This is a genomic window from Gluconobacter potus, from assembly GCF_015244705.1.
Classification (GTDB): domain Bacteria; phylum Pseudomonadota; class Alphaproteobacteria; order Acetobacterales; family Acetobacteraceae; genus Gluconobacter; species Gluconobacter potus.
In genome coordinates this window covers 107,256-128,460 of sequence record NZ_JABCQF010000001.1, presented here as the reverse complement: position 1 = coordinate 128,460, position 21,205 = coordinate 107,256, and the positions used below count along the sequence as shown (strand labels likewise).

The window sequence follows — 21,205 nt, the reverse complement described above, 5'->3', positions numbered from 1 at the left end:
AATCCTCCGTTTTCCTGTCCGGCTGTGCGGTTCAGCCTTCCAGTCTGCGGGTCAGGCGCTGCAGAAACGGGCGGATGCGCAGGAATTTGCCATATCCCCATTGCAGAACGGCCAGAACGACCGGATTGCGGGCCGCAAGACCCACAGGACGCAGCAGGGGAATGGCGCGCCACATGGCGGCGAAGGCAGCGGCACCTTCATAAAGATGCCCGTCTTCCTCGGCATGGAACCGGGCCAGCAGGGTGGCCCGGTCCAGCGGACAGCCCTGGGCCGACTCCAGATTGATGAAGCGGATGGCACCGCGCCGGTCCAGCCGTTTCATCAGCGCGATCTCGCGCCGGCAGAGCGGACATGCACCATCGAACCAGACCGTCACCATGATCCGCAAAGTCCCGGCTGGGGGAGGATCATGGCGACAGTTCGGCCTGCACGGAGACATTCACGCGAAGGGTCTGCTCGTCCGGGCTACGCTGGGGCGGGGCAGAATCGGCCATGCGGGCCGCCATGAGCATCACGGGGCGGGGACCCGGCTCCTGATAGGAAATGCGGACTTCCTTGAGGCGCGCAAGGCGCAGGCCCAAGGTCTGCGCACTCTGTTCGGCCTGGGAGCGGACCTTTTTGAGAGCTTCCGTCCGGGCTTCCTGGAGCAGACGCTCGCGGGTGGCATCGTCGAGCGACCAGTCGAGTCCTTCCAGCATCAGGGACTGTGACTGAAGCTGTCCGGCCAGACCGAGCAGCCGCACGGAATCCTGCCCGCTGAGTTCAAGCTCCTGCCGGGCCGTCCAGCTTTTGGGGCCATGTTCGGGCGTGTTTTCGTAGATGGAGTATCCGCCCGCCTTCGCCACGATTCCGTCCTGACCGCCCGCCAGCTTCATGGCAGCAGCCATCCGGGTGTTCACGTCCTTCTGGGCCGCCGCCGCAGACGGACTGTCGGACCGGACGGAAAGGCGCACCGTCAGTTCCGTTGGGACCGCATGGGCGGTGCCCATGACGCTGAAATCGAGCTGGGTCGTCGTATCCTGCTGCATGTCGGCTGCCTGTGCGGTGGAAAAGGCTCCCGTGCAAGACAGAGCAACGGGAGAAACGGCCAGAGCGACGGCCAGAAGCGGGCCAGGGCGCGCCTTGGACCGGGGCAGGGAAAAACGGGTCATCGGATCTCCTGAAAAACAGGGGTCGGGGGACGTCCGGAATATCGTCAGCGCGGTTCCGGAGCGTGTTTCAGCAGGACCAACGCCCGGCGCAGGCGTTCGATCCCCGCGCGGACATGACCCTGCGAGCAGAGAAGGTCCCCCTGCGCGCGCAGATGGCGGGCGTCTTCCATGATTCCCAGCGGGATGGCGGCGGGAGGAGCGGCCAGCCGGGTATCCACGTTTCTGCGCAGGCGGGCGCAGTATTCCGCGTTTTCGGACGTTACCGGGATGGCATCGTCCGAATGTCCTGCCGGCAGGTGCTGCACCGGACGCAGGACCGGCGACGCGGCCAGACAGCCGAGCAGACAGAAGGCCGGAAGAACGGTCGGTGAAGGCAGGGAGAAGCGCATCACGGATTGTGTAGCTCATTCCAGCTAAGCGCAGAGTGGGGCGCGGATGAAACTTCCGTCATCCCTTTCGGGACACGGCTGGCACGACCGGGAGCAGGAGCGTCGCGGACAGGCCGGGCTGTCCGGTTTGCAGTTCGCCGGCCTTAAGTTCCAGCGCGCCGCCATGCAGGCTCATCACAGCCTGCACCAGCGAGAGGCCAAGCCCGGCTCCGGGTGTGTTGCGGGCCGTTTCGGCACGGAAAAAGCGCTCCGAAGCACGGCTCAGATCGTCTTCGCTCATGCCCGGCCCCTGATCGGCGACGGTGATGGCCAGACGCTCGCCCTGCATGTCCACCGACAGGGTGATGGTGGTTCCGGGGGGCGCGAACTTGATGGCGTTGTCCAGCAGATTGGCGACGGCCTGTTGCAGTAGATGCGGATCGCCGTTGACCGGCTGGACCGTCCCTGCCTTGAAATCCAGATGCAGGCCGGCATCCTCGACCGAAGCCTCGTAAAGTTCGCTCAGTCCTTCCAGCAGTGGGCGGATGTCCAGCACCGTGAAGGCAGCGCGTCTGGCCCCGGCTTCGAGCTGGGCGATTCTCAGCAGGGCCTCGAAAATCGACGTGACCCGGTCGAGATCCATGACTGCGCGGTCAATCGCCGCATGAAGCTCCTCGGCGGAGGTGGCAGTACGGTTGGCATCCTCAAGACGGGCGCGGGCGCGGGCGATCGGGGTACGGAGGTCGTGGGCGATGGCATTGGAGACCTGTTTGACGCCATCCATCAGGCGGTTGATCCGCTCGAGCATGGTGTTGACGGTCTGGCCCACCAGATCCGTCTCGTTGCCCGTCAGCGGGATGCGCTGGCTCAGATCACCCTGCGCCACGGCCGCCGTGGTGCGGGCGATGGAGCGGACGACCTGCCGGAAAATGCGCCGGATCGCCAGCGCCCCACCGGCTGCCAGCAATGTCACCATGATCCAGGCCCAGATCAGCGTATCGGTCAGGACGTGGCGGACGAGCTGTCGCCCACGGACGTCACGCCCGACGATCATCCGGAAGCCATGCGTCAGAGGATAGGCGTGCATCTTGGCATTGGTACGGAAACCATCGCGCTTGATGGCCAGTTCGTAAAACGTATCCAGCCGGGTGATGACGACGGGCCAGCCTGGCAGATTGCCGGCGAATTTACGGCCGTCCGGGTCAACCAGAAGATACAGCTCGTCGTCATCGACGTTCTGGTCCAGCCGGTCCTGAATGGCGAGGCTGAGGGCGGATGGGCCGCCCTGCGCCCAGCGATGGGACAGATCGAGGGCATCGACCTGCACCGCGACCTCGACCTGATGGTCAAGCTGGCCGGTGGTGTTCCACCAAATGAAGGACAGGAACGCTCCGGCCGAAATCACGAAGACGAGGCCGTAAGCCAGGGCGAAGTTCAGCCCGGCCGAGCGGATCGGCCAGCGCAGGCGCCGTTTCAGGAACAGTCCGAGACGGCGGACCTTGCGCCGGAACATCAGGCCTCAGTCCGCCCGCAGGATGTAGCCGGCGTTGCGGATCGTGTGGATCATGGGCTTGTCGAACGGCTTGTCCACTTTCTGGCGCAGGCGCGAGACATGCACGTCGATCACGTTGGTCTGCGGGTCGAAATGATAGTCCCACACGCGCTCGAGCAGCATGGTGCGGGTCACGACCTGCCCGGCATGGCGGATCAGGAACTCCAGCAGGCGGAACTCGCGGGGCTGAAGGTCGATCTTCTCGCCGCCGCGTTTGACGGTGCGGGACAGCAGATCCATTTCCAGATCGCCCACAACAAGACGCGTCTGCGGCGCACTTTCGGGGCGGCCACGCCGGCCCAGCGCCTCGACACGCGCCAGAAGCTCGGAGAAGGCGAAGGGCTTAGTCATGTAGTCGTCGCCGCCGGCCTTGAGGCCGGCCACGCGCTCGTCCACATCCGCCAGCGCCGAAAGCAGCAGGACCGGCGTTGCGTTCTTCTGCCCGCGCAGGGTTTCCAGAATCCGCAGACCGTCGATGCCGCCCGGCAGCATCCGGTCCAGGATCACGACGTCATAATTCTCGCTGACGGCCAGAAACAGGCCGTCCTTGCCATTATCCGCCTCATCCACAACATGCCCGGCCTCCCGCAGGCCCTTGAGCACGAAAGCACGGACAGTCGGATCGTCCTCGACCAGCAGGATACGCATCGTTGTCTTTCTTCCTTCCGAACGCAGTCTTGCCGTTCCTGTGAGGAAGAATACCGGCTTGAGAGAAGCCGTCAAAGGCGCTTGTTACAGAAAGGCGCGTCTAGCGGGGGATTGCGTTGTCAAAATCGTCCTGCTGGGCATCACGCAGGGAGGATGCACTGATCGGTCCCCATGAGAATGGAGACGCTTCCGAAAGCCCGTCCCGATAGCCGTTCTGCCCCGGCGAAGGCGGGACAGGACTGCATCCGGCAAGAGCGCCCAGCAGCAGAACACCGCACCGGCCGAGGCGGATCGTTCTGCCGGGGAGCGGCTCAGTCATCCGCATCCTGCGGGCGCGGGCCGATATGAATGGGCAGCGTCAGGGACTGCTTGCCGCGCTGGATCCGGAACGTCAGGGTCATGCCTGGGCGGGCCGCAGCAATACTGCGCAGGAGCATTCGCGCACTGGTAACGGGCACATTGTCCACCTGCGTCACGATATCGCCACGCCGCAGACCACCCTTCTGTCCCGGACCACCATTATCGACGCCGGCGATACCGATATCGGTATCGCTGTCATCAAGCGTGATGCCGAGCCAGCCATGTTCGGCATGGCCGGTCGCCTCGATTTCCGCGACGATCGGGGCAACGATTTCGGATGGGATGCCAAACCCGATCCCGACCGAACCGCCCGCCGGAGTTACGATGGCGGCGTTCACGGCCACGACCTGCCCGCGCATATTGAAGGCCGGACCGCCCGAATTGCCGGGATTGATCGGGGCGTCGAGCTGGATGAAATCATCGAGCGAGCCGATCCCCAGATCGCGCCCGACCGCCGAGACGATGCCCGCCGTCACGGATGATCCGAACCCGAACGGATTGCCCGCAACGAGAATCCAGTCCCCGATATCGGTCTGCTGGCTGTCACCCCAGGTGACGTGCGGAAGCGGCTCGGGGCTGTCGACCTTGATGACGGCGATATCCGTCAACGGATCGGCCCCCAGCAGGCGCGCCGGCATTTCATGCCCGTTGGAGAGCGAGACCACGACCTTGTCCGCGCCGCCCACGACATGGCGGTTCGTGACGATGATGCCGGACGGATCGACGATGAAGCCCGATCCGGCGCCAACCATTTCTTCCTGCTGACGCTTCATCCGGTCCCGGTAGCGCTTTTCCAACGGGGTTCCGCGAATCTGGGGCGGGATGTGGTCGTGCCCGTCCGGGCTGTTCTGCGTAATGGCGATGTTGACGACGGCCGGAATCACCTGCCGCACCAGCGGGGCGAAGCTCAGCGGGCCGTATTTGACCAGAAGCGGTGGCAGAGCCGGCGCGGGTGCCGGGACGACGGCCGGCTGTGTCGGGATGCCCTGTGCGTCCGTGTTTTCGCCCGCAACCGTGCGATCGGGAATGATCGTCGGGAGCATTTTCGGCGCGGGGGCCTGCATGACCAGCGGCTTCTGCGGCTGTTCGGCAGGATGCGGGACCGGCTGCGCAGTATTCCCATGGCCGCGCAAAGCCAGCATCAGCCCCACCGTCACGACAGTGGCTGTTCCGGCACCGATCGCAGCAGCCTGCAGGGCGCGTTTCATGGGAAACAGGACAGGAACATCGTCATATCCCTGCTGCTAACACAGAATTGTTCCACATCCTAAGATCATGGCGATTCAACGTCTCGGACGGGGTTTGGGAGGCTCGGCGGTCGCAGGATCTTCGGGCCAGTCGTGGCGGGGATAGCGCCCGCGCATGTCCCGGCGCATGTCGGCCCAGCTTCCTTTCCAGAATCCTGCGAGATCGGCCGTGATCGCCTGCGGCCGTCCCGCCGGGGACAGCAGCGCGCATTGCAGGGCAAGCTGTCCGTCCGCAAGCTGCGGCGTCTGGGCCGTGCCGTAAAAAGCCTGCGCACGGGCGGAGACCGTAGGGACCGCGCCGGTATAGTCGATGTCGTGCGTGCTGGCCTTCAGCGTCAGGCGCGGCGGAAGCTTGCGGTCCAGTGCGGCAAGATCGGAATAGTCCAGACGGGCACGGAGAATGGACAGCAGGTCCAGTGCTTTGACCTGAGACAGACGGTCGCATCCGGCAAGATACGGCTCCAGCCAGTCGAGCGAGGCCGCCAGTCCGTCATCGGACAGGTCCGGCAGATGCGGCGCATAGGTCGCGCGGGCATGGGCCACGCGGGCCTGGAACTGACGCCCGGCCTCCGTCCAGGTCAGGGCCTGCGCCAGATTCGCGGCGACCTGCTGAATCAGGAGCGTCTGCGCTTCCTCTGGGCTGATTTCGCCGTTGCGATCCCGCAGGACCAGCGCACCCAGACGGAGCCTGCGACGGGCGATGATGCGGCCGGATGTGCCGTCCAGTGTCGTTTCCACCTGCTCGCGGGTCCGGTCCAGAAGGGTCCGGGGCAGGTTTTCAGCATCCAATGGGGCGGCAAGCGTGATTTCCGTTGAGGTCCGGGTATGGAACGCTGCCCCGGCCAGCAGCTTTTCACGCGCCAGCGGATCATTGGCGGAAACGCGGGCACTCCCCCCGCCCGCCAGACGGAAACGCCCCAACTCACCCGCCGCCTGCGCGACACGGTCCGGGAAACCGGCGGCCAGCAGCGCACCTGCATGATCCGGCAGCGGCATCAGGGGCACGTCCCGCTCGCCCATACGGCGCAGGAAGCGTTTGGCGGACTGACGCATATGAAACAGGCTGGCGCGATCCGCGCGCGGATCATCGCGTTCGAACAGGGCGAAGCGAACGCGGATATCGGCTCCTGACGTATTTCCTTGGGCAGGACCGGACGGGCGGTTCGGGCGTGGGCGAAGCGGGTCACGCTCTTCCAGCAGAGCCGCCAGACAGGCCGCCGTCACACGCTCCGGCAGCGTGCGGGCGGCGCAGAGCATGGCGGCCAGACGCGGATGCGTGCCGAGGGACGCCATGCGCTTGCCAAGCACAGTGATGCGGTTGGCGTCATCGAGCGCGCCGAGTTCTCGAAGCAGTTCGCGGCCGCCCGCCAGAACACCCGTCGGCGGCGTGTCCAGCAGCGGCAGACTGTCCGGAGCCGTTCCCATGACCTCCTGCCATGCCGCTGTCACGAGCGCAAAATCCGTCAGATCGGCGACGAGGATTTCCGGGGCGTCCTGCGGGCGCAGGCTGCGCTGCGTCATTTCCGACCACAGGCGGATGGCGATACCCGGCGACTGCCGTCCCGCACGGCCTGCACGCTGGGTCGCGGTGGCGCGGGATATTTTCAGCGTTTCCAGACGCGACAGGCCGGTATTCGGATCAAGGCGCGGGGCCCGGCGCAGGCCGCCATCCACGACGATCCGCACGCCCGAGACAGTGACGGAGGTCTCGGCAATGGATGTCGCCAGCACGACGCGGCGCGTGTCGGACGGGGCGATGGCACGGTCCTGATCCTCGGTCGTCTGTTCGCCATGCAGCGGAAAGACCGGAACCGTGCCCTCCAGAAGCGCCTGTGTACGGCGGATTTCGCCCACGCCGGGCAGGAAGGCGAGGATATCGCCCTCTTCTTCCGCCAGAGCCTGACGGATCGCGCGGGCACAGGCTTCGGGCAGGTCCCGCATGTGGGGAATGTCGCGGGTGTGACGGATGTCGATGGAGTACTGGCGGCCTTCGCTCTCGATCAGCGGGGCGTTCATCAGCGTCGTGAAAGCGCGGCCATCCGGCGTGGCGGACATGGCCAGAATCCGCAGATCCGGCCGCATTTCACGCTGCATGTCCAGACAGAACGCCAGCGCCGCATCCAGATCCAGTGAGCGTTCATGCACTTCATCGAACAGCACCGCGCCCACGCCGTCCAGCAGCGGGTCGGTCAGCAGGCGACGCAGAAGCAGACCTTCGGTCACCACCTCGATGCGTGTTCTGGCAGACATGGCGGAGTCGGTGCGGGTACGGAAGCCCACGATGCCGCCCGGCTTTTCACCCATCGACGACGCCATGCGCGAGGCCGCGCCACGGACTGCTACGCGACGGGGCTCCACGAGAATGAGGCGCTGCGTTCCGAGCCAGGGTGCATCCAGAAGCGCGAGCGGCGTCAGCGTCGTTTTACCCGCACCGGGCGGGGCGACGAGGACGGCGTTGGGCTGCGTCTCCAATGTTGCCAGAAGCTCCGGCAGGATGGCTGTGACGGGGAGTTCGGGAGGGAAGGTAAAAGTCAGGGCGCGGCTCCGGCACAGCAGGTCAGAGCCTCTGTTATACCGTGCGTCTGCGCGAAAGCGATGGCGCGGAAAAGTGTCTGAAACGAAAAATGGTGGCCGAAGCCACCATTTTGTCAGAGCGCCTTGAGGCTTCCTGCGGACTTGCGTCCGTTGCGGCCGTCTTCAATCTCGTAAGAGACCTGCTGGCCTTCATTCAGGTTCTGCAACCCGGCTTTTTCGAGAGCAGAAATGTGAACGAAAACGTCTGTGGTGCCGTCGCTGGGCTGGATGAAACCGAAGCCCTTCGTGGCGTTGAACCACTTTACTGTACCTGTCGCCATCGCAGGTCTCCTTTGATAACGCAGCTTTACGCGCAAACATTCACGTAATCAGTTTTTTCAGAGGGGAAAGGTGCGCCTGTGCGGATAAACGCAGGGCGATATTCTCCAGCCGGAAAAACAGCTGCACTTGAATATGCCTGCAATATCCAGAAGGAAGCAAGTTCAAAATAAAACTCTCCCCGCATATTTCATCAGGGAAGATTTTATCAAAAAGGTTTATTTTTCGGTTCCAGTAACTGCGCCAAAGCCCTGACAAACGAAATCTTTAATCTCTTTAAGAACTTTATAGGTCAGGGATAATTTCTTCCGCATCCCTGCAATTCACTTTTAGCGGAGCGGAAAGCCGAGCCTGTGCAGCACTGTGCGCATGACGTGCCGACCGCTCAGGCCCCTGAAGTTGTCGACCCTCTTGGCGACCGTTTCCGACCATGCCCGCGATGTCAGGCCCTGTTCCTTCTGGTAATCGTCCGCGATACGGTCATAGGCCGCGATGCCTTCGGCCTCGTTGTCCGTGCTGTAACGCTCCCGGTGCAGAACGACCTCCTGTCCCAGACGCGGCTTGTGACCGTTCTGGGCTGCCGGATCAGGTTTGCCGACACAAAGCCCCACGACCGCGACCGAGCGCGGCGGAAGGGACAGGAGGTTGGCGACTTCTTCGGGATGATTGCGCAGGCCGCCGATATAGACCGTGCCCAGACCGAGGGATTCAAACGCGGTCACGGCGTTCTGGGCGGCGATCCCGGTATCGAGCGTCGCCATGAGGAACGTCTCCTGATAGTCGAGCGCCTCATGCCCCATCCCCGCCCGCTCGGCGATCCGCTCCAGCCGGGCCAGATCGACGATCCAGGCCAAAAACAGCGGCGCAACCTCGATATGCTTCTGGTTGCCGCAGAGTTCCGCCAGTCGGGCGCGCGTTTCCGGGTTTTCAACGGCTACGACGGACCAGACTTGAAGATTGCTGGACGTGGCGGCCGAGGAGGCTGCGGCGATGCCGGCTTCCAGCGTGCCTTCCGGCAAGTCGTCAGGCAGATAGGCGCGGACCGAATGATGCGACAGCAGCAGGTCGAGCACCGCGTTGTCCGGCAGGATTTTCGGTGCCGGTGTGCGGTACCGTGTCTGCCACAGCGTGGAAATCCGTTCAGAAGAGGTGCCCGACATGTCGCGTTCCTTGTTCGTCGCTTTATTCGTCGTATGTCATCAGAGCGTTCAGGGGAACATCCAGTTTCTCACGGCCCTTCAGGTCTGCCAGTTCGATGAGCACGGAGGCACCCACGACTTCGGCCCCGACCTTGCGGAGAAGGTCGATGGAGGCCGCAAGCGTACCGCCCGTTGCCAGCAGATCGTCCAGCACCACGACGCGCTGGCCCGGCTTGATGGCGTCGGCCTGGATGTGCAGCTCGTCCTCGCCGTATTCGAGACCGTATTTCAGGGAAATGGTCTTGCCCGGCAGCTTGCCCGGCTTGCGGAGCATCGTGAAGCCGCAGCCCAGACGCAGGGCGAGCGGCGCGGCCGTCAGGAAGCCGCGGCTCTCGATACCAGCCAGAATATCCGGCTGCCAGGCGGCGATCACGCGGGCCAGACGGGCGGTGGCGACCTGCCAGGCGTCGGGCGAGCGGATCAGGGTCGAGATGTCGTAGAACAGGATGCCCGGCTTCGGAAAATCCGGAATCTCGCGAATGTAGTTCTTGAGATCGAGCGGCTGGGGATCCTGAAACGACATGGCGGCACTGCTTTCATCTGGTCATGGCAAACAGCGCGGCATGTAGGGGAGTCTCCCCCCCAACTCAACCCCTGTCCTCAAGCCCGGATTGCGCCGGGCGGCCAATGGCAGGCCTAATCCCGGACCTGACCAATGACCTGTGCGATGGCGGCGAGAAGCCCTGCCCTGCGGAACGGTTTAGGCAATACGGCCATGCCCTGCGGGGCCATATCGCTCTCTTCGTAGTCGCCGGACATGAGCACGACCGCCATCTGAGGGCGGTGCTCGCGCAGCAGATGCGCAATCTCCAGTCCGTTCCGCGCGCCGGGCAGGTTGAGGTCCGTCACCAGAAGATCCGGAGCCTCCTCCTCCAGTGCGGAAGTCCCGTCCGTGACATGCCGCACCGTCCAGCCCTCACGCTGGAGAACCGTCTCGACCACCAGGGCGATGGCGGCGTCGTCTTCAACCAGAAGTGCCTTCATGATGGATATTTCCTCAGGAGTGGTTCGACGGCTCTGCCACGGCAGGCAGGTTGGGGCGCAGCAGGGCGAACCCCATGGCCGCGGCGAAGGCAAAGGACATGAAGATTGCCATCGGAACGGCCGTTCCGGACGGCATCAGTCCGAACAGGGCGCTCGCCACGGCGCCGAAAAGATACTGCATCGTTCCCGCCAGAGCCGAGGCCGAACCGGCGCGGTCGGACTGTTCGGAGAGAACGCCCACCATGGAGTTAGGACCGATAATGCCAGTCGGGCCCATCGTGATGATGAGCGCGATGATGAGCGGCCACAGGAACATCGCCTTGATGTGTCCCTGCGGATCGAGATCATAGTTCGAGACCAGTGCCAGCAGCAGCAGGATGGCACAGCCCGCCAGACTGATGCCCAACGCGGAGAACAGCATTTTCGCGGTACTGACGCGCCCGACGAGTTGCCCATTGATGGCTGACGCGCCGATCATGCAGATCGCGAACAGGCCGAACAGCATGCCATAATGGAACGGCGACATGCCGAACACGTCCTCGAACAGCATGGGCGCCGCCGTCAGATAGGTGAAGGTCACGAAGCCCAGAAAGCTCCAGACCAGACCGTTCGTGACGAAGCTGCGGGTGCGCAGGATATAGATGTAACGTTCGATGATGGAGACGGGACGCAGGTCCCGCCGGTCTTCCGGAGCGAGCGTCTCGGGGAAGATCGTCATCAGCAGGAAGGTACAGAGTCCGCCATAGACGGCCGTGGCCCAGAAGATGACGCGCCAGTCCACGAATTTCAGCGCAAATCCCCCCAGCATGGGAGCCAGGATCGGCACCGTGCCCTGGATGACGATCAGACGGGACATCATTTTCGACGAGGCATCGCCTTCCGTCAGGTCGCGAATGCAGGCGTTCGGCACCACGAGTCCGGCCGAGGCCATGATGGCGGAGAAGACACGGCAGATGCACAGGAACGTCATGCTCGGCGCCAGCGCACAGCCGATCTCGCCCAGCGTATAGCCAAGCATGCCGAGCAGCAGCGGCCAGCGACGGCCGAAGCGGTCCGAGATCGGGCCGATGGTGATCTGCCCGATGGCCAGCCCGATCACCCAGGCTGCCATCGTGGCACTGCCCGACCCCGCCGCCGTGTGGAGCTGACGCTCCATTTCAGGCAGGGCCGGCAGATAGACATCCGTCGAGACCGGCCCGACAGCCGTAAAGATTCCCAGCAGAACCGGCAGCCATGCGGGCAGGGGATCTCCCCGTCTGAATGTCATGTTCTGATCTGTCATGCGCGTCTGCCTGTTCAATTCAGGTTGCGTGGTATGCAGCTTTTTTCAGGAAGCCGGGGGGTCTGCGTTGTCCTTCGGGACGGTCTGGCCATGCTGCCGGAGCAGAACAGCGCCCAGCACACCCGACACGACGAACAGGATTCCCGCAAGCCCCAACTGAAGGACATGCCCGATCCGCGTCCCGGAGCCGACCAGCACGAAGATCAGGGTCTGCGGGAGCCCTCCCAGGAATGTCGCGACCGAAAACGGCAGCAGCGGGAGTTCGAACAGTCCCGCCGCCGTCGAGACCAGCAGGGCGGATCCCACCGGCATCAGGCGCAGCGTCAGGACCGCCCGGAAGGGCTTGGCGTGGAGCGTCCGGGCCAAGGCGGCGTAATCCGCCTGCAGCCTGTCATGCAGCCGCGCCCGAAACGCGGCAGGCGCGAGTGCGCGCGCCCATCCATAGGCCAGAACCGCCCCCAGCATATAGGCCAGCGAACACAGAACAAGGCCGCCCCATAGTCCGAAGGCCAGCCCGGCCGCCACGCAGAGCGCCTGTCGCGGCAGTCCGCACGCGCTGTAGGGCACGGCCAGCAGCAGGAACCACAGCGGCGCGCCCGGCGTCTCGTGCCAGTGCGGCGCGTTTTCCAGAAGGTGATGGATGAACGGCAGGCGCTGGAGCGCCGCCACCAGCACCAGCATCGCGCCGATCGTCAGGGCCGCGCGCCAGGGGACAAGCTGTCGCAGCGTGCGACGCAGTTCCGGATCGGGGGGAAGAGAAATCGGGCTACCCATCCCTGCCCGATACCAGCCGGAGCGCCCTTCGGCTACGGCCCGGACCGTAAACAGCATTTCATGCCTGCACCCCGGGCGCCGGAACAGGGACGGGAGAAAAAATCGACCCGCCATCTTTTTCTCTTGAAGATATATCTTAAGATACTATATCGTTCGATATATCGAATAGGAGAACACAATGTTCAAACACAAAACTGACCGCTTCAACACCGACCGTACGGATGCCGGACAGCGCTCCCATCGCGGCCATCGCCGCGGTTTCTTCCGCATGGGAGGTCCCATCGCAGAAGGCGCAGAGCGGGGAGATGGCCCCAACAAAGACCGCACGCGCGGCGAAGGGCGCGGCGGGCGCCATCGGGGCATGGAACGCGGTGAACGCGGTTTCGGCCGTCGGCATGGCGGACGTGGCGGAGGAATGGGCGGTGGCCGCTTCGGCAAGGGCTTTGGCGGTGATCTGGGGGGCGAAGGCTTCACACGCGGCCGCAAGCTGACGGCCGATGAGCTTCAGCTCGTCATCCTCGCCCTGCTCGCAGAGGCCCCGGCCCACGGCTATGAGCTGATCCGGCGCCTCGAAGAGCGGTCCGGCGGCTTCTACAAGCCCAGCCCCGGCGTGATTTACCCGTCCCTTACCTATCTGGAAGAGACCGGCCTTGCCGCCGTCACCCAGGAAGGCAATCGCAAGCTCTACAGCCTGACGGATGAAGGAAAGGCGCATCACGAGGCCAATAAAGAGGAAGCAGCCCGCATCCTCGATATCATGAGCCGGATCGGCGCCCGTATGGCCGATGTCCGCGAAGCCTTTACCGGCATCAACGACCTCGATCCGACGCTGGGGCAGGAATTTCATGACGCAAGATTCGCTCTGAAAGCTGCTCTGAAGTCCCGCCGTGGCGCGGATGCGGACGAACTGCGTCGCATCGTGGCGATCCTGCGCCGTGCCGCTGCGGAAATCGGCGGTCCGGCTGCTGACGAGGCGTCTGCCGAAAAGACTTCGGCCGAATAAGGCAGGAACACCGGCGTACCTCTCCCAACGGCCGGCACAATGCCGTAAAGGATGGTCCATGATCGTTCAGGACCATCCCCATTTCTGCAACATGCCCGAGGACATGCGGTATTACCGGCCCGAGCATTTCGGAGAAGGATTCATCGAGAAATCGATGGTCTTTCTTCTGCCTGAACGGCTGAAGAAGTTCCGACGCAACTTGTGGCATGTGCGGCGCAATCCCGGCGATGATGCAGTCTATATGCCGCTGTTCCGGGTGAACTGCATCCTGCCGTCCGAACCCGCCCCTGCCGGACTTCAGGGGCCGTTCGACGTCTATCCCTTCTATACCCGCACCACGAAAACCCGCAGCCGCGAACTGGACTACTACGTCCTGTTCATCTTCCGCGACCGTATGTCGTGGATGCGCTGCAAGGCTCTGCTGGAGAAATCCTAGCCTCACGCAGCTGTGCCGTTGCGGATCGGTCTTAACGGCTCAATGATAATGGATCTTCCAACAGCACGAGGTTCCGCGTCATGGCCAAGTCCCTTTACGCCACGCTCAAAGCGCTGCCCGGAAAGCGCGAAACCCTGCGCGATCTGCTGACGAAACTGGCGGGGAACGTTCGCGCCGAACCCGGCTGTGAGCGCTTCATGGTCTATACGCTCGCCTCGGACCCCCACCTGTTTCATGTGGAAGAAACCTACCGGGATGATGCGGCCTTCGAGGCTCACATGGCAACGGAGCACGGCAGGGTATTCAACCAGACGATTACGCCTCTGGTTGAAGGAGGCGGATCGGAAGTCGTCTTTCTTGACGCCGTGATCTGACGCTATTTCAGGTACAGATAGAACGGGATGATCCCGAAAATTGCCCAGGCAATCATGAAGATGAACGGGGCCTGATGGGCGAAGAGTGCGCCACGCTGGGCGCGGCGCATCATGTCGCGGGTTTCGTCCTCGTTCGGCGCCAGTGTGAAATCGGTCAGGTCCGGGCTGCGGGTGTGCAGATTGCGCTGTTTGCCCTCCCATTTTCCGATTGCGGCATAAGCCGCGCGGATGCCTGGCAGCGCCATCAGGGCGAGGACAAATCCCAGCATGGAAAACAAGGGCGGCAGCAGGAGAACCATGCTGTCGCCCCATCTTTTTGTAGAGCCGGTCATGGCCGTCGCATAGGCGATGACGAGGAAGGCCTGCGACCCCAGAAGCGCCTGAAGGCGGCCGTTCACGACTTCCGTCTCGAACCGGATTTCCGAGCGATAAAACGCCAGCAGCTCATTATCGGTCGGATGGCCGCGCGCGATGATCTGGCTGGTATCGGGAGACGGCGATGCGGTTTCGACCATCGGGACCTTCATGATGTGCTGGAGAACAGCTAGCGCCCCAGACACATCTCCGGTTCCGTGAGGTCGGGGGAAAACCCCTCAGATCAGGCCTTTTGCCCGGATCAGGGCGAAAGCCGCCAGCGAGACCATGCATTTCAGCTCGCCGTCTCGGATCATGGCTTCGAACGCGTCCAGCGTCATGTCGTGGCAGGTGATGTCTTCTTCCGTGGCTTCCAGATCCCTCTCGCCACGCGTCAGGTTGCGAGCCAGAAAGACATGGCCTTTCTGGTTCGAATAGCCTGCGCCCTGATACATGCTGCCAACATGGATCATCTCACCGGCGCGTAGCCCGGTTTCCTCCCGCAGTTCACCCAGCGCAAGCTCGACCGGATCGACGTTCTCTTTCGTCTCCCACATGCCCATCGGAAGCTCCCACAGCCGCTCGCCCACGGGATAGCGGAACTGCTGGATCAGCGTGACCTTGCCGTCGGCATGCAGCGGCAGGATCACGACGAACTCGCCACGCTCGACAATGCCATAAAGCCCCTGCTTTCCGTTGGGATGGACGATGATGTCCTCGCGCAGGGCGGTCCAGGGATTGCTATAGGCCAGTCGGGTCGAAATCGTCTGGAAACCGGCGTCCCTGCGGGCGTCTTCAAGGGTCGTGTCGGAGCTCATGGACGGATCCTGATCTTGTTTCGTTCTTCCGAATCGGCGAAACTTGCCTCATGGAGCAACGCCGGATCGTGCATATCGACATGGACGCATTTTACGCGTCTGTCGAACAGCGGGACGACCCTTCCCTGCGCGGCCGCCCGCTCGCAGTGGGCCGGGGCGAGGCACGGGGCGTGGTGGCCGCCGCAAGCTACGAGGCCCGGCGTTTCGGCGTCCGCTCGGCCATGCCGTCGGTCACGGCCAAGCGCCTGTGTCCGGAGCTTGTGTTCGTGCCGGCGCGGTTTGACGTCTATCGCAGCGTCTCGGCCCAGATCCATGACATCTTCTCGCGCTACACGCCCCTGATCCAGCCGCTGTCGCTGGATGAGGCCACTCTGGATCTGACGGACCATCTTGGTGCCTATGGTTCGGCCACGCTGGTCGCGGACCGCATCCGCGCGGACATCCACGCCGAAACCGGGCTGACCGCCTCCGCCGGCGTGTCCTACAACCGCTTTCTGGCCAAACTGGCCTCGGACTACCGTAAGCCGGACGGGCTTTTCGTCATCACGCCCGCCATGGGGCCGGACTTCGTCTCCGCCCTGCCCGTTGATGCGTTCCACGGCATCGGCCCGGCAACGGCCCGGAAAATGCGAGCGCTGGGCATTGAAACGGGAGCAGACCTGCGGGAGTGGGATATCGAGACGCTGACCCGCCATTTCGGCAAGGCAGCGGCGTTTTATTACGGCATTTCCCGAGGCATCGATCATCGCCCCGTCGTCGTGAACCGGGAACGCAAATCCCTCGGGACCGAGCAGACCTATCTTCGGGACCTGACATCCGAAACCGACGCGCATCAGGCGCTGACGCAGATCGCGGCCAAGCTGTGGGGGAGCGCCCAGCGCCGCCAGCTTCAAGCACGGACGGTGACCCTGAAGGTCAAATACGCCGATTTCCGCCAGATCACCCGTGCCCGCACCCTGTCCGCGCCTGTTCCGTCCGAAGAGATCCTGCTGGAGACGGGCCAAAACCTTATGGCGCCGCTGTTTCCGTTCGTGCCCGGCGTGCGGCTGCTCGGGCTGACGCTGTCGGGCTTTCATGCGGCGGAGAGCGCGCCCTGCGACCAGATGGAACTGCTTTTCTAAGGGCACCCGGCGCTGGCCGGACAGAATTGCATTCTTTCCGGCGTCTGATGCGTTGGGGATCAGCCTGTTCTGAACGGGCCCTTTTTCCACCGCATGGACCAACGCATGCCCCGCCCCACTTTCCCGGCCACTATCCTGCTGGCGCCGCTCCTGATGATGGGAGGTTGTGCCTCCAGGACCGCTCTGTCGCCGGATTTCGAGAAAACCCTCTCCCGCAACCAGCAGGGACACCCTTTCTCCCCGGCCCGCAATTCGGTGGCGTTTCTGGGAGAGCCGGACCTGTCCTCGGCTACCCCAGCGAACCTGGTGGGAACGCTGCATTACTGTCTGCAGAACGCCATGCTGACGGAAAACGAGACCGGAAGTACCACCGCTCCTGTTCAGAACGACAGGGCCTATGCCACGGGAAAACAGGGCATTCTTCAGGCCCTCAGCCTGCGGACAGGACAGCGCGAGCAGTACGCCCTGCCGTCCATGCCCACGCCGCTGCGCCAGACCGTCTGCACGTCCGTCGCGTCCCGTCTGCGTCAGCCCATCTAGTGTCTGCTTCGGGGCGGATTCACTCGGGATTGTGAAGGGCGGAAAGACACGCCCTCGTGACGGATTCACTCATCTGGCCTATGCCATGGAGGATCTTTTTTACAGCCGAGCCTCAGGAGAGCAGATACATGACCGCGCAAGATACGCCGGCGGCCTCACCGACGAAACGCGTTCTTGCAGTCGTCCTGTTCAATCTTCTCGTCTATATCGTGATCGGCCTGCCCAATGCCGTCCTGACGATTTTCGTCCATCAGGGCCTGGGTTACAGCACGACCGTCGCAGGCATCACGTTCTCGTTACAGTATTTCGCGACCTTCGCGGCCCGCCCCTCCGCCGGACGGCTGGTGGACCGGATCGGACCCAAGCCGGTCGTTATCGGCGGCCTTGTGACCTGTCTACTCTCCGGTCTTCTGATTGGGGGGGCGGGACTGCTCGCGGCCACGCCGCTGCTGTCGCTGGGCGTGCTGCTGTTCAGCCGCCTGCTGCTGGGATGGGCAGAAAGCTGGGCCGCGACCGGGGTGATCGTCTGGAACATCCGGCGCGCCGGTGCGGAAAATACCGCGATCGCCATTTCCTGGAACGGCATCTGCTCCTATGGCGGGATTGCGCTGGGTGCGCCGGTCGGAGCCAAGCTGTCCATGCTGGCGGCACCCTATGGCGGGCTGGTTTCGGTGGGCATACTCTCGGTGGCTTTGCCGCTGTTCGGCCTGGCGCTGATCGGCTTCTACCCTGCCGTCAAACCCCTTCCCTCGACCAGCCTGCCCATTCCTTTTGCCCGGGCGCTCAGACTCGTGCTCCCGCATGGTTCGGCCCTGGCAGCGGGGTCCATTGGATTCGGGGCGATCTCGTCGTTCCTGGCGCTGTATTATTCAGTGCTGCACTGGCAAGGCGCGGCGACGGCGCTGGCAGTTTTCGGCTTCACTTTCGTCGTCATCCGGTTTTTCTTCGCCTCGCAGATCGCCAAGCGAGGCGGTGTGTTCGTGGCGATCGTCTCGCTGCTGGTGGAAGCGCTCGGACTCGCCACGCTCAGCATTTTCCAGATACCATCCGCCGCCCTTGTGGGCGCTGCACTGACGGGGGCAGGCTTCTCCCTGCTCTTTCCCGCACTGGGCGTTCTCGCCGTCAACAGTGCGGGTCCGGAGAACCGCGGGGCGGCTCTTGGGGCCTATTCCATCTTCATTGACCTTGCCATCGCGTGCTCGGGGCTGTTTCTTGGACAGGTCATCGAGTTCGCCGGTTACAGGACGATGTTCGCCACCACCGCCATCTGCTGTCTGGTGGGTGTGCTGATCAGCCGTTCCCTGGGCCGCCGGACCGCGTGACAGATCCTCGCTTCAACTTACACGGACCCGACATGACCATTCGTTCCTGCGCCGTCTTCTGTGGCTCCCGCTTCGGCAACTCCCCCGTCTATGCCGAAGGTGCAAAAGAGATCGGAACGGCCCTGGCGCGACACGGAATCACACTGGTCTATGGCGGCGGCCATGTGGGGCTGATGGGTACAGTGGCGGATGCGGCCCTTCAGGCAGGCGGCAGGGTAATCGGCGTCATTCCCGAATTCCTCCATGCCCGCGAAGTCATGCACAAGGGTGTGACGCAGCTTGAAGTCACGCCGGACATGCACACCCGCAAGGCCCGTATGTTCGAGCTGTCCGACGCCTACGCGATCATTCCCGGTGGCCTCGGCACGTTCGACGAACTCATGGAAATCATGACCTGGAAGCAGCTCGGCCTGCATCAGGAGCCGATCTACATCGTCAATATCGGCGGCTGGGCCACATCGCTGGTCAACACGCTCAATGATGCGGTCGATCAGGGCTTTGCGGACCCGTCGGCCCGCAAGCTGTTCACAGTCGTCGAGGACGTGCCGGCCCTGATGAATCACCTGTCCGTCAGCGTCCCGGCCTGACCCCGGCTGAGCGGGGCCAGTCCCCGCTCAACCTTCCAGTGTTGCTACGAGCAGGCTGACCACCTCTTCCAGCCGTGTGCGATCGGCATCGGAGAACCGGTCCTTTACGGGGCTGTCGATGTCCAGCACGCCCACAAGCGCGCCCTTGGCCACGATCGGAAGCACGATTTCCGATTCCGAAGCCGCATCGCATGCGATATGTCCCGGAAACGCATGCACGTCCGGCACGACCAGCGTCTCCCGGTTCTGCGCGACCGTGCCACAGACGCCGCGCCCGAGCGGAATCCGCGTGCAGGCCAGACGACCCTGAAACGGCCCCAGCACGAGCTGGCGATCCGCCTCTTTCCACAGATAGAACCCGGCCCAGTTGATCTGCGGCAGGGTTTCGAAAAGCAGGGCCGCGATATTGGCCATGTTGGCAATCATGTCCGTCTCGGTCGACAGGACGGACCGCACCATGGGGACGAGTTCGTCCACGCTCAGACGATGGATGGGGGCACTCATGAGAAACTGTCCTGCAAAAAACGAAGAATGGGGCCGCCGATCATAGGACAGACGGGAAAAAACGGAAAAGGTCGCCATATTTATGGGAAATAACCATTTCCGCTAATGCTCGCGTATTCGGGAGAATTATTAGAAATAATTCACAAAATACAAAAACGGTTTCCTCGAAGATGGAGGCTTCTAAAAGAAGCCGGTCCTTTCGTCTGAAAGATCCTGTCCATGATCCTGACTTCCCAGACCCTGTCCCACCTCCCGGACTCCATCCTGACGTCGTCCTATGACCGGGATGCGGTGACGCCTGGCATTGTCCATCTGAGCGTCGGCAATTTCCATCGTGCCCATCAGGCCGTGTATACGGACCGCGCGCTTGCGCTGGCGGACCAGTCGGGCTGGGGCATTGTCGGGATGGGTCTGATGGACCATCCGGCGGAAGTGGCGAAAGCCGAGGCCCTGCATGCGCAGAACGGGCTCTACACCCTGCGCGAATGCCCGCCGAACCGGCCTGATACGGTCCGGGTGGTGAAGTCGCTGGTCGAATACATCCACGCCCCGGCCGACCGCGAGGCCGCGCTGAAGCGTCTGACGGACCCGGCCATCCGCATCGTCAGCATGACGGTGACTGAAGGCGGCTACTACATGGATGAGGCCGGACGGTTCATGACCGAACATCCCGCCATTGCCGAAGACCTGCACCGTCCGGTCCCGCACACGGCGTTTGGCCTGATGACGGAAGCCCTGCGCCAGCGCCGGGATGCCGGTGTTGCGCCATTCACCATCCTGTCCTGCGACAACGTTCCCGCAAACGGCGATGTCGCGCGCAATGCCGTGCTGTCCTTCGCCCGCCTGCGCGACGCGGAACTGGCGGAGTGGATCGAGGCCAATGTCGCCTTCCCGTCCTGCATGGTCGATCGCATCACCCCGGCCGTCCACCCCGCCGACGTGGCGCGTCTGGATGCACAGAGCGGGATCGAGGACCGCGTTCCCGTGTTCTGCGAAGACTTCATCCAGTGGGTTGTGGAAGACCACTTCCCGGCCGGACGCCCGGCCTGGGAGCAGGTCGGCGTGCTGTTCACGGACGATGTCGAGCCTTACGAGCAGGTCAAGCTGCGGATGCTAAACGCGTCCCATTCCACGCTGGCCCTGCCGGGCGTTCTGATGGGATACCGGCTGGTCGATGAGGCCATGGGCGACGAACATCTGGCCGCCCTGCTGGAGCAGTTCCTGCGTCATGACGTCGAGCCGCAGCTCACAGCCCCTCCGGGCATCAGCCTGCCGGGCTATGCCGCCCAGCTTCTGCAGCGGTTCCGCAACCATGCCGTCAGTGACCAGCTTCTGCGCATCACATCCGACAGCACATCCAAGCTGCCGGTGTTCCTGCGCGCTACTGCCGAGGACGTTCTGAAAAAGGCCCAGGACCCGCGCCGGATTGCTTTCGTCCTCGCCTGTTACTGTGCCTATCTGACCGGCCGCGATGACGTGGAAGCCACATTCGCCGTCACGGAACCGCGCCTCAGTGCCGAAGACCGCGCTCTGGCGCTGGACGCCAACCCCGCCAAGGCCCTGGACATGAGCGTGTTCGCCGGATGGGGGCTTGAAAACTCTGCCGAGTTCCTCACGCGCTTCATCCAGACCCGCGAAGACCTGAAGACCCGCAGTACGGCCGCCGTCCTGAAGGATCTGGTCGCAAACGTATAAAAGTTTTTGGTGAAGCTTTTTTCAAAAAGCTTC

General features: G+C 63.4%; 25 protein-coding genes. 8 read left to right on the top strand and 17 right to left on the bottom strand.

Annotated elements, in window-relative coordinates:
• Positions 1-31 precede the first annotated feature (31 nt).
• The 14 genes from HKD31_RS00595 to HKD31_RS00530 form a co-directional block, all read right to left on the bottom strand.
• Positions 32-379, bottom strand: a complete 348-nt coding sequence (locus HKD31_RS00595; RefSeq protein WP_194263985.1) for a thiol-disulfide oxidoreductase DCC family protein — start codon at positions 377-379, stop codon at positions 32-34.
• Between the two features lie 28 nt (positions 380-407).
• The gene (locus tag HKD31_RS00590; RefSeq protein WP_194263986.1) at positions 408-1,151 is read right to left on the bottom strand and encodes an SIMPL domain-containing protein; all 744 of its coding nucleotides are present in this window, start codon (positions 1,149-1,151) and stop codon (positions 408-410) included.
• Positions 1,152-1,195: 44 nt separating this feature from the next.
• Positions 1,196-1,540 carry a hypothetical protein gene (locus HKD31_RS00585; protein ID WP_062496927.1) on the bottom strand — a complete coding sequence of 115 codons (345 nt, stop codon included), beginning with the start codon at positions 1,538-1,540 and terminating at the stop codon, positions 1,196-1,198.
• 58 nt (positions 1,541-1,598) lie between these two features.
• A complete protein-coding gene (locus HKD31_RS00580; RefSeq protein WP_194263987.1) occupies positions 1,599-3,032 on the bottom strand; it encodes a HAMP domain-containing sensor histidine kinase in 1,434 nt (477 codons plus the stop codon).
• A gap of 6 nt (positions 3,033-3,038) precedes the next feature.
• Entirely contained in the window at positions 3,039-3,719 is a 681-nt protein-coding gene (locus HKD31_RS00575; protein ID WP_011252400.1) for a winged helix-turn-helix domain-containing protein, read from the bottom strand.
• Positions 3,720-3,819: 100 nt separating this feature from the next.
• Positions 3,820-4,038 (bottom strand): hypothetical protein, encoded by a 219-nt coding sequence (locus tag HKD31_RS00570; protein ID WP_194263988.1) that lies wholly within the window; start codon positions 4,036-4,038, stop codon positions 3,820-3,822.
• The gene (locus tag HKD31_RS00565) at positions 4,031-5,287 is read right to left on the bottom strand and encodes a S1C family serine protease (protein ID WP_194263989.1); all 1,257 of its coding nucleotides are present in this window, start codon (positions 5,285-5,287) and stop codon (positions 4,031-4,033) included. Before HKD31_RS00565 ends, HKD31_RS00570 begins: the two co-directional genes overlap by 8 nt.
• A gap of 75 nt (positions 5,288-5,362) precedes the next feature.
• On the bottom strand, positions 5,363-7,882 hold the full coding sequence (hrpB, locus tag HKD31_RS00560; RefSeq protein ID WP_194264118.1) for an ATP-dependent helicase HrpB: 2,520 nt from the start codon (positions 7,880-7,882) through the stop codon (positions 5,363-5,365).
• A 92-nt stretch (positions 7,883-7,974) separates the two neighbouring features.
• Positions 7,975-8,181, bottom strand: a complete 207-nt coding sequence (locus HKD31_RS00555; protein WP_041111398.1) for a cold-shock protein — start codon at positions 8,179-8,181, stop codon at positions 7,975-7,977.
• Positions 8,182-8,508: 327 nt separating this feature from the next.
• The gene (locus HKD31_RS00550) at positions 8,509-9,339 is read right to left on the bottom strand and encodes an NADPH-dependent oxidoreductase (protein ID WP_194263990.1); all 831 of its coding nucleotides are present in this window, start codon (positions 9,337-9,339) and stop codon (positions 8,509-8,511) included.
• Between the two features lie 22 nt (positions 9,340-9,361).
• Positions 9,362-9,901 (bottom strand): adenine phosphoribosyltransferase, encoded by a 540-nt coding sequence (locus tag HKD31_RS00545; RefSeq protein ID WP_041111400.1) that lies wholly within the window; start codon positions 9,899-9,901, stop codon positions 9,362-9,364.
• 113 nt (positions 9,902-10,014) lie between these two features.
• Positions 10,015-10,362: a response regulator gene (locus HKD31_RS00540; protein WP_194263991.1), complete on the bottom strand. Its 348-nt coding sequence runs from the start codon at positions 10,360-10,362 to the stop codon at positions 10,015-10,017.
• 13 nt (positions 10,363-10,375) lie between these two features.
• On the bottom strand, positions 10,376-11,644 hold the full coding sequence (locus tag HKD31_RS00535) for a multidrug effflux MFS transporter (RefSeq protein ID WP_194263992.1): 1,269 nt from the start codon (positions 11,642-11,644) through the stop codon (positions 10,376-10,378).
• 45 nt (positions 11,645-11,689) lie between these two features.
• Positions 11,690-12,532 carry a TVP38/TMEM64 family protein gene (locus HKD31_RS00530; protein ID WP_228120096.1) on the bottom strand — a complete coding sequence of 281 codons (843 nt, stop codon included), beginning with the start codon at positions 12,530-12,532 and terminating at the stop codon, positions 11,690-11,692.
• Between the two features lie 64 nt (positions 12,533-12,596).
• On the opposite strand from HKD31_RS00530, the gene HKD31_RS00525 reads away from it, so the two are divergent.
• The 3 genes from HKD31_RS00525 to HKD31_RS00515 all read left to right on the top strand — a co-directional run bounded on the left by HKD31_RS00525 (position 12,597) and on the right by HKD31_RS00515 (position 14,231).
• On the top strand, positions 12,597-13,421 hold the full coding sequence (locus tag HKD31_RS00525) for a PadR family transcriptional regulator (RefSeq protein WP_194263993.1): 825 nt from the start codon (positions 12,597-12,599) through the stop codon (positions 13,419-13,421).
• 58 nt (positions 13,422-13,479) lie between these two features.
• Positions 13,480-13,857: a hypothetical protein gene (locus tag HKD31_RS00520; RefSeq protein WP_024716682.1), complete on the top strand. Its 378-nt coding sequence runs from the start codon at positions 13,480-13,482 to the stop codon at positions 13,855-13,857.
• An 80-nt stretch (positions 13,858-13,937) separates the two neighbouring features.
• A complete protein-coding gene (locus tag HKD31_RS00515) occupies positions 13,938-14,231 on the top strand; it encodes a putative quinol monooxygenase (protein ID WP_194263994.1) in 294 nt (97 codons plus the stop codon).
• A 2-nt stretch (positions 14,232-14,233) separates the two neighbouring features.
• Here HKD31_RS00515 and HKD31_RS00510 read toward each other — a convergent pair whose 3' ends face one another.
• The gene (locus HKD31_RS00510) at positions 14,234-14,791 is read right to left on the bottom strand and encodes a hypothetical protein (protein WP_194263995.1); all 558 of its coding nucleotides are present in this window, start codon (positions 14,789-14,791) and stop codon (positions 14,234-14,236) included.
• A 33-nt stretch (positions 14,792-14,824) separates the two neighbouring features.
• Entirely contained in the window at positions 14,825-15,403 is a 579-nt protein-coding gene (locus HKD31_RS00505) for an NUDIX domain-containing protein (RefSeq protein WP_041111402.1), read from the bottom strand.
• A gap of 50 nt (positions 15,404-15,453) precedes the next feature.
• On the opposite strand from HKD31_RS00505, the gene dinB reads away from it, so the two are divergent.
• From dinB to HKD31_RS00485, 4 genes are all read left to right on the top strand, one after another.
• Positions 15,454-16,524: a DNA polymerase IV gene (dinB, locus tag HKD31_RS00500; protein WP_194263996.1), complete on the top strand. Its 1,071-nt coding sequence runs from the start codon at positions 15,454-15,456 to the stop codon at positions 16,522-16,524.
• 105 nt (positions 16,525-16,629) lie between these two features.
• A complete protein-coding gene (locus tag HKD31_RS00495) occupies positions 16,630-17,064 on the top strand; it encodes a YjjA family protein (protein ID WP_194263997.1) in 435 nt (144 codons plus the stop codon).
• Between the two features lie 128 nt (positions 17,065-17,192).
• Positions 17,193-18,386: an MFS transporter gene (locus HKD31_RS00490; RefSeq protein ID WP_194263998.1), complete on the top strand. Its 1,194-nt coding sequence runs from the start codon at positions 17,193-17,195 to the stop codon at positions 18,384-18,386.
• A gap of 32 nt (positions 18,387-18,418) precedes the next feature.
• A complete protein-coding gene (locus HKD31_RS00485; RefSeq protein WP_062496596.1) occupies positions 18,419-18,973 on the top strand; it encodes an LOG family protein in 555 nt (184 codons plus the stop codon).
• A 27-nt stretch (positions 18,974-19,000) separates the two neighbouring features.
• Here the strand turns inward: HKD31_RS00485 and HKD31_RS00480 are convergent, their stop codons facing one another.
• Entirely contained in the window at positions 19,001-19,477 is a 477-nt protein-coding gene (locus HKD31_RS00480) for a GAF domain-containing protein (RefSeq protein ID WP_194263999.1), read from the bottom strand.
• A gap of 219 nt (positions 19,478-19,696) precedes the next feature.
• Here HKD31_RS00480 and HKD31_RS00475 point away from each other — a divergent pair, with 219 nt between their 5' ends.
• Entirely contained in the window at positions 19,697-21,172 is a 1,476-nt protein-coding gene (locus tag HKD31_RS00475; protein ID WP_194264000.1) for a mannitol dehydrogenase family protein, read from the top strand.
• Positions 21,173-21,205 lie beyond the last annotated feature (33 nt).

Excerpts from the sequence above, each read along its gene's own strand:
- HKD31_RS00595 (WP_194263985.1), bottom strand. The coding sequence starts at position 379 with ATGGTGACGGTCTGGTTCGATGGTGCATGTCCGCTCTGCCGGCGCGAG.
- HKD31_RS00590 (WP_194263986.1), bottom strand. The coding sequence starts at position 1,151 with ATGACCCGTTTTTCCCTGCCCCGGTCCAAGGCGCGCCCTGGCCCGCTT.
- HKD31_RS00585 (WP_062496927.1), bottom strand. The coding sequence starts at position 1,540 with ATGCGCTTCTCCCTGCCTTCACCGACCGTTCTTCCGGCCTTCTGTCTG.
- HKD31_RS00580 (WP_194263987.1), bottom strand. The coding sequence starts at position 3,032 with ATGTTCCGGCGCAAGGTCCGCCGTCTCGGACTGTTCCTGAAACGGCGC.
- HKD31_RS00575 (WP_011252400.1), bottom strand. The coding sequence starts at position 3,719 with ATGCGTATCCTGCTGGTCGAGGACGATCCGACTGTCCGTGCTTTCGTG.
- HKD31_RS00570 (WP_194263988.1), bottom strand. The coding sequence starts at position 4,038 with ATGACTGAGCCGCTCCCCGGCAGAACGATCCGCCTCGGCCGGTGCGGT.
- HKD31_RS00565 (WP_194263989.1), bottom strand. The coding sequence starts at position 5,287 with ATGAAACGCGCCCTGCAGGCTGCTGCGATCGGTGCCGGAACAGCCACT.
- HKD31_RS00555 (WP_041111398.1), bottom strand. The coding sequence starts at position 8,181 with ATGGCGACAGGTACAGTAAAGTGGTTCAACGCCACGAAGGGCTTCGGT.
- HKD31_RS00550 (WP_194263990.1), bottom strand. The coding sequence starts at position 9,339 with ATGTCGGGCACCTCTTCTGAACGGATTTCCACGCTGTGGCAGACACGG.
- HKD31_RS00545 (WP_041111400.1), bottom strand. The coding sequence starts at position 9,901 with ATGTCGTTTCAGGATCCCCAGCCGCTCGATCTCAAGAACTACATTCGC.
- HKD31_RS00540 (WP_194263991.1), bottom strand. The coding sequence starts at position 10,362 with ATGAAGGCACTTCTGGTTGAAGACGACGCCGCCATCGCCCTGGTGGTC.
- HKD31_RS00535 (WP_194263992.1), bottom strand. The coding sequence starts at position 11,644 with ATGACAGATCAGAACATGACATTCAGACGGGGAGATCCCCTGCCCGCA.
- HKD31_RS00530 (WP_228120096.1), bottom strand. The coding sequence starts at position 12,532 with ATGGCGGGTCGATTTTTTCTCCCGTCCCTGTTCCGGCGCCCGGGGTGC.
- HKD31_RS00525 (WP_194263993.1), top strand. The coding sequence starts at position 12,597 with ATGTTCAAACACAAAACTGACCGCTTCAACACCGACCGTACGGATGCC.
- HKD31_RS00520 (WP_024716682.1), top strand. The coding sequence starts at position 13,480 with ATGATCGTTCAGGACCATCCCCATTTCTGCAACATGCCCGAGGACATG.
- HKD31_RS00515 (WP_194263994.1), top strand. The coding sequence starts at position 13,938 with ATGGCCAAGTCCCTTTACGCCACGCTCAAAGCGCTGCCCGGAAAGCGC.
- HKD31_RS00505 (WP_041111402.1), bottom strand. The coding sequence starts at position 15,403 with ATGAGCTCCGACACGACCCTTGAAGACGCCCGCAGGGACGCCGGTTTC.
- dinB (WP_194263996.1), top strand. The coding sequence starts at position 15,454 with ATGGAGCAACGCCGGATCGTGCATATCGACATGGACGCATTTTACGCG.
- HKD31_RS00495 (WP_194263997.1), top strand. The coding sequence starts at position 16,630 with ATGCCCCGCCCCACTTTCCCGGCCACTATCCTGCTGGCGCCGCTCCTG.
- HKD31_RS00490 (WP_194263998.1), top strand. The coding sequence starts at position 17,193 with ATGACCGCGCAAGATACGCCGGCGGCCTCACCGACGAAACGCGTTCTT.
- HKD31_RS00485 (WP_062496596.1), top strand. The coding sequence starts at position 18,419 with ATGACCATTCGTTCCTGCGCCGTCTTCTGTGGCTCCCGCTTCGGCAAC.
- HKD31_RS00480 (WP_194263999.1), bottom strand. The coding sequence starts at position 19,477 with ATGAGTGCCCCCATCCATCGTCTGAGCGTGGACGAACTCGTCCCCATG.
- HKD31_RS00475 (WP_194264000.1), top strand. The coding sequence starts at position 19,697 with ATGATCCTGACTTCCCAGACCCTGTCCCACCTCCCGGACTCCATCCTG.